This is a genomic window from uncultured Victivallis sp. (assembly GCF_944391105.1).
Classification (GTDB): Bacteria; Verrucomicrobiota; Lentisphaeria; order Victivallales; family Victivallaceae; genus Victivallis.
Genome location: NZ_CALXSK010000063.1, coordinates 1 through 14860 on the forward strand (window position 1 = coordinate 1; position 14860 = coordinate 14860).

Below are 14860 nucleotides of genomic sequence, written 5' to 3' on the forward strand. Positions count from 1 at the left end.
ATAGTCCCAGAGTTAAGATGAACCTTCTGCCTCTTTTTTCATCCCGCCGAATTAAAAACTTTTGAAATTACCTCTTGAATTTATTATAATGGAACTAAAGAACTCACAGCTTGCGGCGCGCTTTACCGGGAGAAGTGCCGTGCTTGCGCCGGTAGAGGCGGATGAAATAACCGGCGCTGTCGAATCCGCATTCGGCGGCGATTTCCGCAATGGAGAGGTAGGGATTTTTCAGCAATTCTTCAGCTCGGGCAAGGCGAAGATTTTGCAGATAGCCGAGCGGCGGAGTTCCGCAGTAGTCCGTAAAGAGCTTACGCAGCAGCGACATGCTGATTCCGGCATGTTCCGCTGTCGCCCGGATCGTGATGGGACGGGTGAGATTTTCATGCAGGAATTCGAGGGCTTTGCAGAGTTTCGGGTGCTGTTGGGTGGAGAGGGACTGTTTCTGCTCGAAAGCCGAGAGCCTTTGCAGAAAGCTCAGCAGCAGAGCCGATGCCCCCGTAAAATCGTTTTTCTCGGTCATATCGCACAGTTCAAGAAACATGCGGATAGTCCGCGTTTCACCGCCGAGGTCAAGGGAACGCCAGTGTTGGGCAAACAGGACCGGATTCGCCTGAAAAACGCAGAAGATATTGTCTTCGCCCGGATCATCGATCTGGTTGTGAATCATTTCCGGAGGGATGACCAGCAGTTTGCCGGGAGTGCCTTCAAAAATACCGGCCGGACTTTCTACCCGGCAATGCCCCTCAAGTACATAGATCAGTTCGCAGCCGCCATGTTGGTGCGGAGCGACATTGCCTGTTACCTTGCGCCGCCACGCATAGAAGAGCAACGGCAGTTCCACCGCTTGTACGCTCATATCGATTCCTTTCGTTGATGGGTGCAACATAACGCCGTTTTTCGGCATTTTCCAGCAATTCTGGCGATTTGTGCCATTTATTTATCTATTTGCACCAAAAATACAGTTGGTTCGGATTATAAATTACGGTATAATATAAAAAGAAAAACAACGAAAGGAACCATAATGACAAACTGCGGCCGTAAACCGATTCCGACCATTCTGGATACGGACATCGGCAACGATATCGACGACACCTGGGCGCTCGGGATGCTGCTGAACAGCCCTGAATTTGACCTGAAACTGGTGTTGACCTCAACCGGTGATGCCCGTTACCGGGCCAGAGTCGCGGCCAGATTCCTGGAGGCGTGCGGCCGCGACGATATTCCGGTCGGCATCGGCGTCTCGCGTGCGGACGGTTCGCCCGAAACCATGCATGAATATGCCGACTCTTACCGGCCGGAACAGTACTCCGGAGGCTTCTGGGAGGACGGTGTGGGCCGGGCGCTGGAACTGATTGCCGCCGAGCCGGAGCTGACGGTGATCGGCATCGCGCCGCTGACTACTCTCGCCGAGCTTTGCCGCCGTGATGAGCGAGCGGTTTCCCGATGTCGCCTGAGCGTGATGGGCGGTTCGATCGCGAAACAGCATCGCGGCGCGGCCGGAGCGATTGCTGAATACAATATCAAACTCGATGTGCTGGCAGCGCAGCGGACTTTCCGGGCGCCGTGGCGTGAAATCCTCCTGACGCCGCTCGATCATTGCGGCGATATCACGTTATCGGGAGTGGATTATCGCAAAATTGCGGAATCAACCGCACTGGTTGCCCGAAACATTCTTGCTCAATATGCCGTCTGGCGAAATTATTGGAAACATGGCGGCCCGGCACATGCCAGCAGCATCCTTTATGATACAGCGGCGGTCCATCTGGCGTATTCCGGGGAGTTCACCCGCCTGGAACGTTTGAAACTTGCGGTGGATGACGGCGGCTTTACGCGAATCTCGCCGGAGGGGCGCGAGATGCTGGTCGCCGCGGAAATGACCGACCCGGTCGCTTTTCAGCAACGGCTGGTTGAGAGACTTATTACAACCCAACCAATAGAAAGGATTGAAAATGAAAAAAATCAGCTCGTTTACTCTTATTGAATTGCTCGTAGTGATTGCAATAATAGCCGTTCTTGCCGGAATGCTGCTTCCGGCCTTGAACAAGGCGCGTGCGGCCGCTCGCACAACCACGTGTATCAATAATGTCAAGCAGATCGGATCAGGAGTGATTATGTATACGAATGATAACCATGATCAGCTTCCTAAGACCGGCACCGGCGAAGCCTCAACTCCTTGGTGTCTGTGGGACGTTGAAAATGTGGGCCTGGGGCGTGTCAGCATCTATATCGGCGGTCCGTCGTGGTGTCAGTATAAGCCGGCAGAAGGCGATCTTCGTTCAAAACTTTTCGCCTGTCCTTTTTTGCCCACTTCCGGAGAGGGCTGGACGCATACATCCAAAGAACGCTGCGATTATTTTTACATGCGCGACAGCCAGAGCGGCCCGGTCTGTACTGCTTTCAGATATACCGGTTTGGGTAAGCCAATGAGCAGACTCTCGCGGCAAATGCTGATTATTTGTTCGGGAGGGACGACGTTGATGAATATATCGCCTGAAGTTTTTGACTCGTTTCTTGTTCATCCCAATTGGGAGGCTCCGCTTTTTCGTGCAGATGGTTCTGCGCAGAAAGTCCGTGCTGCGGATTATGAAAATGGCCGTGGTGATGATGGAATGGCAAAAATTGATGAGTTATAAAGGAATATGATGACGATACAACGGTTGATGGTATTGTTGATGATACTTGGCTGGGCCGGCGTTTCGGCGGTTGATCGATTGCCGGAAGAGCTTCGGTTTGGGGCGCAGGGAGAATTTGAAATTGATTCTGTGCGGTTCTTTCTTCAACACTTCGGGGCGGGCTGGCAGGGGAGCGATCAATCAAGCCTGAAACCGGAGGCGAAGGTGTTGAAACGATCCGACAGCACTTATGAACTTCGCGGGAAACTTCCGGCCGGAGGTTCGGACAATGTGTTTGAAGTGACTGAGACGGTGACGGCAAGCGGCGACAAGGCATTTCAGTGCGATTACATGCTTACAGCGGCGACTCCGATTGCGACAGACACTTTGGCACTGGCAATCGACATTCCGGTTGGGGAACCCGGGCTCGCTGTGAATGTAGATGGAGATGAAATCAGCTTGCCGGAAGAAGCGGCAGAACCGGGCATTTTTGATCGTGAGGCCGGAATCGTCATGATTGGATTGCCGGAACGGAAAATTCGGATCAGTGGCGATTTCAAAGTCTATATTCAGGATAACCGTGCTTTCAACCTCAAGACGTTTACCATCCGGCTGATGCCGAAAGGGATGGAAAATGAGATTTCAAACTGGCGGCTCACAGCCGATTTCCGATTGCTGCCTGCCGTTTCCGGCGAAACGTTGCCGGCCTGTCCCGCAATCGACGATTGCGGAAACTTGAGAGTCGGAACGCGCGTACTTCGCTGGAACTGGTACGCACCGGATTGGCATGCTGAAGTCCTTGACGGCGGCAATTTCAAGATGGATGCGGGATTTCCGCGCTTTGGTTCCGACTCGTTCGAAACTTCCGGCGTATGGAACGGGTTCCGGACGAAGATTTCGGCAGTCGCAGTTCCGGACGGTGTTGCCTATCATGCCCGTTTCAAGGCTGCTTCTCCTGTCGAAACCTCTGCGCTCGCTTTGACTATGAACATGCCGCTGGCGGAACCGGGAGACGTCATAGTCGATGGCCGAAAAATAGAGTTGCCGGAAGTATGCAAAGAAAGCTGTATCTTCAACGGGAATGCCCGTTCGCTCCGATTCGGAAGCAACGGAAGGATTGTCACGGTTGAAGGAGATTTCATGTTGCTGATCCAGGATGATCGGAAATGGGGCAATCAATATTTTATATTCCGGATCGGAGCGACTCCGTCCGCCGGAAAAATTGACGACGCCTCCTTAAAAATCCGCATACGACTTGAGACGCCGTACACAGCCTCCGTTGATTTGAGAAATGTGTTCAATATGGGATTCAGAGACGAGAAGCTCAACGACGGGAAAGGCGGCTGGACCGACCAGGGACCGACCAACGATTTGCGCATGATGAAGTCCGGTCGTTTTTCCGCTCTGGGCGTCGATTTTGATATCGTCAATCCGGAACGCAACGATGGCCGTTCCTGTCTTGTGTTATCTTCCCGGCAGCAGAAATTTCCGATGGAGAAGAGTATCGCGCTTGACAGTAGCGGCGAAAAAAGCAGGTATCTGTACTTGTTGCATGCTTCGGCCTGGACGCCGAATGCATCTATGCCGGTCGGTATGGTTGTTGCGGAGTATGCCGACGGCAGCGTCAAGGAGTTCCCGGTGCTTGCCGGCCGCGATGTCGGCAACTGGTGGCAACCGTATGGAGTGGCAAACGGTGTTGTCGCCTGGACGGGAGAAAATGCTGAGACCTTTGTCGGTCTCTATCTGTCACAGTTTCCTGTCGAAGCTGCTCCGGTAAAGTTGACCTTCAAGGCGGCAGCAGACAGCGGTTCAGTCTGGATGATTGTCGGCGCCACACTCGGAGAGTACCGTTTGAATCTCCGACGGCCCGAAGCTTTGCCGTATATTGTTGCAGACAAGGATTGGCTGCCGGTCGAATACAACGGCAATACCGTGGCGGGGTCTCCGCTTGATTTCTCGGGCTATCTCGATGCTCCGGCCGGCAAATACGGACCGGTAGTGGTCGACCAGACCGGACATTTCTCATTTCGTGACGCGCCGGGAAAGCGGATCCGTTTTTTCGGGCCGAATCTGGTCGGCACAGCAAACTATCTCAGCAAGGAGCTTGCCGATGATTTCGTGACCAAGGCGACCCGGCTCGGCTATAACACCGTGCGCTTTCATCATTTTGATAACGGACTTATCGATCCGAATGCACCAGACTCTCTGACTTTTGATTCCCGGGCACTCGATCAACTTGATTACCTGTTTGCGGAACTGAAAAAACATGGAATTTATTCCTGTCTGGATCTTTATGCAAGCCGCGAATTGAAGCCGGGGGACCACATAAAAGAACTTGAAGGACGCACCAGTCCGGAGAAATTCATCTTGAAGAGGTTGATTCCGCTCAGCAAATCGGCGATGGATAACTGGAAGGAATTCGCCCGGCGGCTGCTGACCCACCGAAATCCCTATACCGGTTTGACTTATGCGGAGGATCCGGCACTCTATGCTTTGAATCTTGTGAACGAAAATCCTCTGGTCATCATCTGGCGGGGAGGGGATCCCGCGCTTATCCCGCTTTTCGAGGAGAGATATGTCGAATACCTGAAAGAGAAAGGGCTTGACACACCGGAGAACCGCACCTCACGCGGGGGCCTCTTCATTGAGTTCCTGAACGATCTTCAGATCAGGAGCATCGAAGAACAGAAGCGGTTCCTGAAGGAGGAGCTGAAACTGGTTGCGCTGGTTACCGATCTCAATATGATCAGCAAGTTCACGATGAATGAAGTACGTGAGCATCTGGATTTCGTGGACAATCATCAGTATTGGGATCATCCCTGGTTTCCGGTGCGGGACTGGCACTTGCCGTATGCGTTTTCCAATAAATCATCCATCGCAAATCGCGCGGAACATCCGCGGTATCTGATGCCGGCGCGGATTTTCGGCAAACCGTACACCGTCACTGAATTCAACTTCTGCAATCCGAACCCGTACCGGGGCGAAGCGGCGCCGCTGATCGGCGGTTATGCCGGGTTGCAGGATTGGGACGCCCTCTATCGGTTCGCCTGGTCGCACGGGCGTTACAACATGGATAAGGTCGATGTGCCGTATGGTTTTGATATCGTCAACGATCCGCAGGCGCAGCTGGCGGAACGCATTATCAATCTTCTCTTCATGCGTGAATATATCCGGGCGGCGAAACCTGCTTTTGCTTTCACCTGTACGTCGGGGCAGCTTCGCCGGCTCGCAGGTCCACCGGAGGATGACGGCGATTATCCGGCAGAGTTCACCGAACTCGGCCTCTACGGCCGGATCGGCACGCTCGGCGCCGCCGCTTCGTTCCCCGGCGTGCGGAAGGTCGATGCGCTCAATGCCGGTTGGGAGAAACGGCTTCCAGCCGCCGCCCGCGCCGCTCTCGACAAGCTCGGGAAGACCGGAGTCATCACGAGCGCAGGCGGGCAGATCACGCTTGATTCGAAGGCGAAAACAGTGAAGATCGTCGCTCCGCAGTGCGAAGTGATGACCTTCTCCGGCGATATGTCCGGCGAAGTGATGAAACTTTCCGGAGCCGATCGTTACCAGACGGCGGCGTTGCTGTCACTCGACGGGAAGAAGCTGGCCGAAAGCGAAAAGCTCCTGTTCATCCAGATGCCGAACCTCGGCGCGACCAAGCAGAAGTTTGCGAATGAGCGCCGCAACCTGCTCGAAAGCTGGGGGCAGCTGCCGATCCTGCTCGAAAAGTGCCGGGCCGACGTCGAACTCGCGTTGCCGGAGATGAAAGTCGAGGCGCTGAAGCTCGATGGCTCTCCGAACGGCGCCGTCCCGTCGGCTTATGGAAACGGCAAGCTCCGCTTCACGGCGGATACCGCTTCGCGGCCCGGCGGGGTGATGGTCTATCTGCTGACCCGCTGACCATGTTGTGAAATTGATTGGTAAAATACGGAAGGTGCGCTATATTAATGACCTTATTTGGGAATTTCATTGAAATGAAACACGCTTCTTCCGGAATGACCGCCCAGGCCTGGAGGGCGGCATTCGTGGTTTCGCTGCCGGCGCTGATGGGATATACGACGATGGGCGCCGCTTTCGGCATCCTGCTCAACCGGATCGGCTACGGGCCGTGGTGGGCTTTGTTCATGTGCGTGACGATCCTTTCCGGCAGCCTGCAGTTCGCGGCGGTCGGGATGATCGCCGGTTCCATGTCGCTGGCCGAAACCGCGGTGATGTCGCTGCTGATCAACATCCGTTATTCGGTCTATGGCCTCGCCCTGATTGAAGCCTTCCGCAAATGCGGTTGGAAGCGTTTCTACATGATCTTCGCCCTGACCGAATCAAACCCATCTCCCGGGGCGGGAGCCGTAACAACGCCGCGCAGCGCGTCCGAGGGATCGGCATATTTGGCGCGTTTGAAATGAATCACATACAACCCGGTTCGGAACGCGATCCGCTCGCTTTCATCATAACCGATCAGAATCATTCCTTCCCGTTCCTCTTCCGGAACATCTATTACGCGTTCTTCACGCGGCAGGTCGGCGGGAATCTCGGAAAGTGCGTTCGGCTGACGAACTTTCCGTTCATGTTCGGATACGGTAGCTGTTTGAACTTCTTTCGATGGTTCTGGAGATTCCTCTTCGGGAAAAAGCGATGGGGTGTTATCCTCTGGAATATAATGTTCCGTTTTGGAACCGAACATCTGGCGTTTGAACCATGCCAGCTCATTGCTGAGTTTTTCGATTTCCTCAGCTTGCTCCCGAATAATTTGCCGGGCTTCGTCAAATGTTGTAACTTCCGGTAATACCATAATGAAAATATACCGGAAACTTCCTCAAGTTTCAAGCTTTGTCAAGACTTTTTCGAGTATCTTTTGTAATAACGCTGCGGTTTGATCCCTGACAAGATCGCTGCAAGCTCTCGACAGGTCAATTCGATCCGGCCATCAACGGATTGAGGAATATGAAAGCCTCCCTGCTCAAGTCGTTTCATCCAGATCACAAAACCGCCGTCCTCCCATTGCAGCAACTTCACCAGCTTTTTATTCCGGCTGAAGAAGGCGAATACATGACCTGATTCCGGATCCTGCTTGATATACTCTTCCACCGCTCCGGCAAGGCCATCGAACGATTTTCGCATGTTCACCGGAGTCGGACAGTAGTAGATTTTTACCGAACCGCCGAAGCCGAACATGACCGTGCCTTGAGCAGATTCAACACTTCGGACAGCGTAGTGCCGTCAAAACCTTTCTCGATTGCGATTTCTATGCCGTCAACCAGCAACCGAATCCCGGAACCATTCCTTGCATCTGTCTGCAATGGTTTGACCTCTACCAGCTCCAGCGATTCCGAACCGATCGCTCCATCCTGGCGTGCCTTTTCCAACACTCGGATCCAGCGGCGGGTGCTTTCGTAAGGAAGTTCCTTCAGTTCGCTGTATTCTTGAATCGTCAAGCCGCTGTCCCAATATTCGGACAATTGCTCCTCCCAATAATCTCGTCCTTCGCGTCCCATGCCGTCCTCCCATTATTCCGGTTTGTGGAAGAACATACCACACTGTCTGACTCAAATCCAGATGGGGCTGGCTGGGCGCTTACTCCGGAAACGCGCGGGAAAATACATCGGGCAATATCCCGGAGAGAACCGCTCCTCAGGAAACGGTTCTCGCCGGGCGCTACGGGAAATTCAACTGATTGGCGACGTCCCGATCTGCAGCAGCATTCCCGCCTGATAGACGATCAAAGTCGTCAGATATGCGAGCAGAAACAATCCTCCCGCTTCCGCCAGCGCCATCTTCCACGAATTCAATTCGCGCCGGATGATCGCCAGCGTCGCAAGACACGGAATCGACAAAAGACAGAAGAGCATGATGCAGAACCCCTGCAGCGGCGTGTAGTTTTCAACGAGCTGTTCGCGCAGTTCCGGAGATTCCTCGTCCACCTCTCCTTCGGCATAGAGAATTCCGAGCTGCGAAACGAAAACCTCCTTCGCCGCCAGCGCCCCGATCGATGCGGTCGCAAGTTTCCAGTCGAACCCGATCGGTCGGAAGAGCGGTTCCAGCGCGTGACCGACCCGGCCGGAAATGGTATATTCCATCTGCTCGGCCCGGCGCTCATTCTCCAGTGCGGCCACGCGTTCCGCATCGTCGGCACACTGTTCGATCAGAACATCATACGCTTTCGAGAACTGCTTCTTTTCCGGAAACGTGTTGCAGAAATAAAGAACAATGCTCGCAAAAAGAATGATCGTTCCAGCCTTCCTGAGATACATCCGTCCGCGATCCCACATGTGAAGCATCAGACTTTTCAACGTCGGCATCCGGTACGGCGGAAGTTCCATTAAATAAACTTCCCCGTCACCGCGGAACAGCGTGCTCTTCATGATCCGGGCGGCTCCGAGCGCAATGATCACGCCGATAAGATAAATCACCCACATCATGAACGCCTGGTGTTTCGGCGCGAAAAACGCCGGAATGATCAATGCATAAATCGGCAGCCGGGCGCTGCAGCTCATCAGCGGCAACACCATGATCGTCACCTTGCGGTCGCGTTCGGATTCGATCGTGCGCGTCGCCATGATCGCCGGGACCGTACAGCCGAACCCGAGCACCAGCGGCACGAATGAACGCCCCTGAAGGCCGAATTTGCGCATCACACCGTCCATCACGAACGCCGCCCGCGCCATGTAACCGGAATCCTCCAGCAACGCAATCGCAAAGAACAAAAAGAGGATGTTCGGCAGGAAGACGATCACCCCGCCGACGCCGGCGATGATCCCGTCGGTCACCAGATTGCGCAGGAAGGGAAGCGTTTCCGGATTCCAGACATCCCGCACCACGCCGCTCAGAAACCCGAAGAATTCCTCGATGTACCCCATCAGCGGATCCGCACAGATGAATGTGAAATAAAACGTTCCATACATGATCGCCAGAAACAACGGCAACCCGAGAAATTTATTGGTCATGACCAGATCGATCCGGTCGGAGATCTCCCTCCGCCTCTCCTGCGTCATTGAAATCGCGTCGCGACACGCCCCCGCCAGCATCGCATAACGCCGGTCAGCGAGGAAAGTTTCCGCCGAAATCGCGTGTTTCTCCCGGAGATGCCGGATCTGGCGCTCAACCTCGTCGTGTACAAGATCGAACTCCGCCATGCGCATCACGGCGGAATCGTGTTCCAGCAGTTTGATCGCGAAGAAACGCGACGGGATATGAGCGTATTTCCCCAATCGAAGCGCGTCGATCCGGCCGGAAACGGCTGCAATCGCATCCTCGATGTCCGTTCCGAAACTGAGCATCGGTTCACTGCGGCGGCCATGCCCGTTTTCAAGAATTCCCGCCAGCTTTTCCAGCAGCGACCGCACGCCGTCGGAACGGCATCCAACCGTCTGAACCGCGGGCGCCCCGAAATAGGTCTCCAGTTTCGGAATGTCGTAACGCAATCCCTTGCGCGCCGCGTCATCGCTCATGTTGAACACCAGCAGCATCGGAATGCGAAGTTCCGCAAGCTGCGTGGTCAGATAAAGGCTCCGGCGCGGAATCGTCGAATCGATCACATTCAAAATCAGATCGATCCCCGGACGGGTCAGTTCCTCGAAGACCACCACCTCCTCCGGCGACGAGGCCGAGAGCGAATACACCCCCGGCAGGTCGATCAATTCAATTTCCATGCCGTTCAAATGGAAGACGCCCGATTTGCTCTCCACGGTCACGCCGGGATAATTCCCGACGTGCTGCCGCGTCCCGGTGAGCGCATTGAATATGCAGCTCTTTCCGCAGTTCGGATTCCCCGCAAGAACAATCCTGTAGCGCATTTTCATTTCAGCACCCCCTCGGGTTTCATCACGATATGCGCCGCATCGTCGCGATGAAGCGCCATGCTCGTCTCCAGCACCTTCACCCGCAGTAGCCCGCCGAACGGCGCATGCGCCTCCATCAGCAGCTCCGTCCCCGCCACCAGCCCCACGTCCGCGAACTTCTTCTTCCCGCGCATCTCCGGCAGCACCTTGACGATCGTCGCACTCACCCCGATCGGAAGATCCGCCAACGTCATTTCCCCGTCACTCCCGACACGATGATGCGGCGTCTCGTTCCCGGTGCTCTCGCCGCCGCAGTGACAGTTCCACGAACATTTCCGTTCCTTCATTTCCTTCGCCCTCCCGGATGTTTCCATCTTGAATTTTATTTGACATGTCTAATTCAACTTTCAAAAAAAAACACGCACTTCTGCCATGCGTGTAAAAATAATATAATGCGGGGCGAAGAAAAATCAATTAGAATAAGCTAATTTTTTTATAAATTCTTCATTCTCCTTCCGACTGCGGCACTTCGGCGTCACCCGCCGGAGACGGATCCTGAGATGTTTCCGGGAAGCGTTCCGGAGCGGCCGGGGCCTCAGCGGTGTTCTGCCGTGCTCGACAGAGCAGAATTCCGGCGAAGAGCGCGGTAAAAGGGGCAACCAGCAGCAGCGAGAAACTGCCGATCAAAGTCTTGACCGCCTCGGAGGCGACCAGCGGATTATTGATGAACTCCCACGGCGGATTCCCCTGAGCGCAGAACATCATCAGGAGCGTAATGTAACCTCCGGAATAGGCCAGAAGCAGCGTGGTCGTCATCGTGCCGACGACGCTGCGTCCGATGCGCATGCCGGAGGCGATCAGCGCCCGGGCGGAGAGCCGGGGCGAATGACAGGCGACCTCGTCGACGCCGGCGGCGATGTCCATGGCCAGATCCATGACTGCGCCGGAAGAGGCGAGAATCATTGCGCCGACGAAAATATCCTGCAGATCGAGAAATTCATACCCACCATAAAAGAGCGTCTGCGAATACGGCAGCACCGCGCCGTTGATCTTCATCACCACCGTAAACCAGTGCGCCAGACAGAGTCCGGCGAAAACCCCGGAAATCGCACCGAGAAACGCGGCCACGCCCTTGCGGTTGAACCCCGCCACCAGAAAGAGAATCGCACCGGTCAGAAAACAGACGGCACCGAAAATCGTCCAGCTTGCCGGCCAGCCGCGCAATACCAGCGGAATCACCGCCTTCCAGATCACCAGACAGCTTAGAATGAAGCTGAACAGCGCCTTCACTCCGGTCCAGTTTCCGAAAATGCAGAGCGCCACGCAGAACCCGAGCGACAACGTCCAGAGCCAGAAACTCCGGTCATGATCCTGCGCGGTCGCAACGGAATCCTCCACCGTCGCCCCCGGCGGCAGCGTCACGACCGCCACGTCGCCGGGGACGAACTCCTTATCCAGTTCCATCTGCGCGCGCAGTTCGTTGGCGGCGCGGAACACCTGCCCGCGATGCGGCCCGCCGAGGATCTCCACTTCCAGCTTCTGAGAACCGAATTTGAGCAACCCGTGCAGCTGCAGATCGCCGTTGTCCACCCGGATCACCCGGGCGCGCGCCCGTTCGCCGCCCGGAGTCGCCAGCAGATTCGGCCCGGGGATGAAGAAAAGCCCCGCACAACTCAGCGCCAGAACCAGAATCACTCCGAGTTCACGGTGCAGCGCACGCTTCATTTCACCAATGTTTTCAGTCGGTTGGCAATATCAGTATTGTCGATGAAACCGGTGAAGACGTCGGCCTTCTTCCCGTAACTGGTCGTCAGCACCGGCAGCGCGGTGTGCGCCCCGCTCGTCCAGCCGACGCCGGCCTTGGCGTTCATGACCCGACGCGCGGCGTCGGGCAATTTATCCTGTTCGAAGGCTTCGCGAAGCGTCTTGAGTTCCGAATCGCTGATCTTCATCGGGCCGTCACCGGAAAATTCAAATCCGAAATATTTCGTCAGCATCGCGCAGGCATCGTCGAAATCGAAATCCTCCTTCGCCGAACGCGCCTTCTTGAGCAGCTCCCCGAACCGGCCGATCGAACACTTCTGCTTCGCCAGACGATCCACATACAACGCATAACCGGTTCCGGCAAATCCCATCGTCATGCCGCCGGTTTCATGGTCGCCGGTCACGACGATCAGCGTCTCATCGGGATGTTTCTGCGCGAATTCCAACGCCGCGCGAACCGCTTTGTCAAGCGCCAGAACCTCCATCAGATTGGTGGCAGCCTCGTTGGCGTGACCGCACCAGTCGATGCTGCCGCCCTCGATCATCATGAAAAATCCATTCGGATTGTCGAGCAGTTCGATTCCCTTGCGGGTGAAATCCTCCAGCGTCGGGACATCCGTTTCGCCGTCAATGGTGTAGGGAAGCGCCTGTTCGCAGCCGCGCGCCAGCACTTTTCCATCGCCCGGCTTCAGCGCATGAAACGCTTCCGGATCGGAAACGACCTTGTAACCGGCCTTCTCCGCCAACTCATACAAATTGCCCCGATATGCGGACGATTTGGTGTTGTCGGCATACCCGCCGAAACCGCCGCCGCCGAAATATTCAAAATTGGAATCGATCAGATCGAGGCCGATTCCGTAATACTGAGAACGACTAGGACGGTGTGCATAAAAACTTGCCGGCGTCGCATGATTGATCGTCACAGAAGTGACGATTCCCACTTTCTTTCCGTTCTGATGCGCGACCTCGGCCACGGATTCAAGGCGGCGCGAACCGTCGACACTCATGCCGATCCGACCGTTGTTGGTCTTCTCGCCACAGGCCAACGCGGTTCCGGCGGCGGCGGAATCGGTGACCAGCGAATTGGCCGAAACCGTCCGGGTGGTCGCGTGACTCGGAAAATGATTGATCAAAAGCTCGCCGTGCCCGACCTTACGCGCAAACTCCTCGGCCATCATCCGCTGTGGTGTGGACATGCCGTCGCCGATGAACAAGAAGACGTACTTCGGATTCGCGTCATCGGCGAACAACGCACCCATCACGCAAAATGCAAATAAAAAAACAAATAAAATTCGTTTCACAGCCAAACCTCCTTGCTTTCCAGGTGAATTCCAGTTCAACTTCAAGTAATATATCCCCCTTCGCGATGAAAACAAACATTCCTGTCCGCGATTTCGGCGTAAACATGAAAAATAAATCCTCTTTTAACGAACTTTTCATGAACGCCGCAACGAAATTTGATTTTTGAAGAATGACGGCGTATTTTATAATATTTTACATGACCTCCGGAGCATGAAATGATCAGGTCAATGAAACAGTCAATAAACTGTTTTCGTTCATGCAGGATGTGAAAGACGGGGATCTGCGGACAATTCTTGAGAATATGCAGAAAATGAATGACTACATGGCGGAGAAGCTCCGCATCTACGAGGAGCATCTGGCTTCGCTGACGGGCAAGGAACGCCCAATCCTGACGGAATCCGACAAACGCCGATTGGCTCAAAAAGGCAAAGAATTGAATGATTTTCTGCTTGCCTCCATAGAACCGACATGGGCTCCCGGAACAATCCGGAAATGGTATTCCGATCTGGTTGAAGCAAAATACAACAGCGTCAATGAGGGACAGAAGAAACGGGGCAGAAAGCCCATCTCTCCGGAAATAGTTGAAAAAGTCCTGCAGCTGGCGAAAAGCAATCCCGATTGGGGATATGAACACATTGCCGGAACAATGCGGTATCTGGGATACAACGTCAGTGCGACAACGATTCGGCATATTCTGGAAGCGAACGGCATCGTTCCTGATCCCGACCGGAGATTACGCGGAGATTGGTCTCAATTTATCGAAACGCAGCAGTATGTAACCGCATCGACGGATTTCGCCCAGGTGGAACGTTTGACTCCATTCGGACTGGTTCGTGAGAGTCTGCTGTTTTTTATGGACATCGGCAGCCGGGAAGTATGCCTGGGTGGTATTGTTCATAAGCCTGACGGCAACTGGACTACACAGATTGCCAGAAACATGTGCGATATGTGGGACGGCTTCATGCTGGGTAAAAAATACCTGATCCATGATCGCGATCCGCTTTTCAACAAAAGATTCGATTTCGTTTTTGAATCTATCGGCATAGAGATCAAAAAATTGCCGCCGTTCACGCCGCAGATGAATGCCCGCATGGAGAATTTCATTCGGGCGATCAAGACGGAGTGTTTGGACAAGATTATTTTTACATCAGAACGGCAACTCCGGCTGGCGGTCAAGGAATATCTTGAATACTGGAACCATTATCGTCCCCATGCCGGGCTTGGCGGCAAAATGGTCAAACCGTATCCGCAGGATATGAATGCCCCGGTCAGAGAGGTTTCATTTCTTAGTGGCTTGCTTCACGGTTATCGACGGGAACCGATGGCGGCGTGAACATGAGGAATTTATGCACCCCCGTTACGCGCGCGTGAGGATTTTCGCTCTTGTCAGAAAAAATAGGGATTTTATGACAG

General features: G+C 54.5%; 13 protein-coding genes. 5 read left to right on the forward strand and 8 right to left on the reverse strand.

Going from position 1 to position 14860, the window contains the following annotated elements; all coding sequences use genetic code 11:
- Positions 1 to 103: 103 nt before the first annotated feature.
- Positions 104 to 856 carry an AraC family transcriptional regulator gene (locus Q0K10_RS14585; protein ID WP_294508512.1) on the reverse strand — a complete coding sequence of 251 codons (753 nt, stop codon included), beginning with the start codon at positions 854 to 856 and terminating at the stop codon, positions 104 to 106.
- Between the two features lie 165 nt (positions 857 to 1021).
- Here Q0K10_RS14585 and Q0K10_RS14590 point away from each other — a divergent pair, with 165 nt between their 5' ends.
- The 4 genes from Q0K10_RS14590 to Q0K10_RS14605 all read left to right on the forward strand — a co-directional run bounded on the left by Q0K10_RS14590 (position 1022) and on the right by Q0K10_RS14605 (position 7009).
- Entirely contained in the window at positions 1022 to 1981 is a 960-nt protein-coding gene (locus tag Q0K10_RS14590; protein ID WP_294508516.1) for a nucleoside hydrolase, read from the forward strand.
- Positions 1950 to 2633, forward strand: coding sequence for a type II secretion system protein (locus tag Q0K10_RS14595; RefSeq protein WP_294508519.1), 684 nt, complete (start codon positions 1950 to 1952; stop codon positions 2631 to 2633). Before Q0K10_RS14590 ends, Q0K10_RS14595 begins: the two co-directional genes overlap by 32 nt.
- Before the next feature lie 6 nt (positions 2634 to 2639).
- A complete protein-coding gene (locus Q0K10_RS14600) occupies positions 2640 to 6506 on the forward strand; it encodes a hypothetical protein (protein WP_294508522.1) in 3867 nt (1288 codons plus the stop codon).
- A gap of 74 nt (positions 6507 to 6580) precedes the next feature.
- Positions 6581 to 7009: an AzlC family ABC transporter permease gene (locus Q0K10_RS14605; protein ID WP_294508525.1), complete on the forward strand. Its 429-nt coding sequence runs from the start codon at positions 6581 to 6583 to the stop codon at positions 7007 to 7009.
- On the opposite strand, the gene Q0K10_RS14610 is transcribed toward Q0K10_RS14605, so the two are convergent.
- From Q0K10_RS14610 to Q0K10_RS14640, 7 genes are all read right to left on the reverse strand, one after another.
- Positions 6901 to 7395: a hypothetical protein gene (locus tag Q0K10_RS14610; protein ID WP_294508528.1), complete on the reverse strand. Its 495-nt coding sequence runs from the start codon at positions 7393 to 7395 to the stop codon at positions 6901 to 6903. The two genes, Q0K10_RS14605 and Q0K10_RS14610, sit on opposite strands and share 109 nt — an antisense overlap.
- Positions 7396 to 7436: 41 nt before the next feature.
- The gene (gene tnpB, locus Q0K10_RS14615) at positions 7437 to 7778 is read right to left on the reverse strand and encodes an IS66 family insertion sequence element accessory protein TnpB (protein WP_294508531.1); all 342 of its coding nucleotides are present in this window, start codon (positions 7776 to 7778) and stop codon (positions 7437 to 7439) included.
- Positions 7754 to 8098, reverse strand: a complete 345-nt coding sequence (locus tag Q0K10_RS14620; protein ID WP_294508534.1) for a hypothetical protein — start codon at positions 8096 to 8098, stop codon at positions 7754 to 7756. The genes tnpB and Q0K10_RS14620 overlap by 25 nt, the downstream gene beginning before the upstream one ends.
- A 171-nt stretch (positions 8099 to 8269) precedes the next feature.
- Positions 8270 to 10402: a ferrous iron transport protein B gene (gene feoB, locus Q0K10_RS14625; RefSeq protein ID WP_294508537.1), complete on the reverse strand. Its 2133-nt coding sequence runs from the start codon at positions 10400 to 10402 to the stop codon at positions 8270 to 8272.
- Positions 10399 to 10728, reverse strand: a complete 330-nt coding sequence (locus Q0K10_RS14630; protein WP_294508541.1) for a FeoA family protein — start codon at positions 10726 to 10728, stop codon at positions 10399 to 10401. Before Q0K10_RS14630 ends, feoB begins: the two co-directional genes overlap by 4 nt.
- Before the next feature lie 157 nt (positions 10729 to 10885).
- On the reverse strand, positions 10886 to 12106 hold the full coding sequence (locus Q0K10_RS14635) for a YibE/F family protein (protein WP_294508544.1): 1221 nt from the start codon (positions 12104 to 12106) through the stop codon (positions 10886 to 10888).
- Positions 12103 to 13446 (reverse strand): alkaline phosphatase, encoded by a 1344-nt coding sequence (locus Q0K10_RS14640; RefSeq protein WP_294508547.1) that lies wholly within the window; start codon positions 13444 to 13446, stop codon positions 12103 to 12105. Before Q0K10_RS14640 ends, Q0K10_RS14635 begins: the two co-directional genes overlap by 4 nt.
- 311 nt (positions 13447 to 13757) lie before the next feature.
- On the opposite strand from Q0K10_RS14640, the gene Q0K10_RS14645 reads away from it, so the two are divergent.
- The gene (locus Q0K10_RS14645; protein ID WP_294508550.1) at positions 13758 to 14780 is read left to right on the forward strand and encodes an integrase core domain-containing protein; all 1023 of its coding nucleotides are present in this window, start codon (positions 13758 to 13760) and stop codon (positions 14778 to 14780) included.
- Positions 14781 to 14860 lie beyond the last annotated feature (80 nt).

Excerpts from the sequence above, each read along its gene's own strand:
- Q0K10_RS14585 (WP_294508512.1), bottom strand. The coding sequence starts at position 856 with ATGAGCGTACAAGCGGTGGAACTGCCGTTGCTCTTCTATGCGTGGCGG.
- Q0K10_RS14590 (WP_294508516.1), top strand. The coding sequence starts at position 1,022 with ATGACAAACTGCGGCCGTAAACCGATTCCGACCATTCTGGATACGGAC.
- Q0K10_RS14595 (WP_294508519.1), top strand. The coding sequence starts at position 1,950 with ATGAAAAAAATCAGCTCGTTTACTCTTATTGAATTGCTCGTAGTGATT.
- Q0K10_RS14600 (WP_294508522.1), top strand. The coding sequence starts at position 2,640 with ATGATGACGATACAACGGTTGATGGTATTGTTGATGATACTTGGCTGG.
- Q0K10_RS14605 (WP_294508525.1), top strand. The coding sequence starts at position 6,581 with ATGAAACACGCTTCTTCCGGAATGACCGCCCAGGCCTGGAGGGCGGCA.
- Q0K10_RS14610 (WP_294508528.1), bottom strand. The coding sequence starts at position 7,395 with ATGGTATTACCGGAAGTTACAACATTTGACGAAGCCCGGCAAATTATT.
- tnpB (WP_294508531.1), bottom strand. The coding sequence starts at position 7,778 with ATGTTCGGCTTCGGCGGTTCGGTAAAAATCTACTACTGTCCGACTCCG.
- Q0K10_RS14620 (WP_294508534.1), bottom strand. The coding sequence starts at position 8,098 with ATGGGACGCGAAGGACGAGATTATTGGGAGGAGCAATTGTCCGAATAT.
- feoB (WP_294508537.1), bottom strand. The coding sequence starts at position 10,402 with ATGAAAATGCGCTACAGGATTGTTCTTGCGGGGAATCCGAACTGCGGA.
- Q0K10_RS14630 (WP_294508541.1), bottom strand. The coding sequence starts at position 10,728 with ATGAAGGAACGGAAATGTTCGTGGAACTGTCACTGCGGCGGCGAGAGC.
- Q0K10_RS14635 (WP_294508544.1), bottom strand. The coding sequence starts at position 12,106 with ATGAAGCGTGCGCTGCACCGTGAACTCGGAGTGATTCTGGTTCTGGCG.
- Q0K10_RS14645 (WP_294508550.1), top strand. The coding sequence starts at position 13,758 with ATGAATGACTACATGGCGGAGAAGCTCCGCATCTACGAGGAGCATCTG.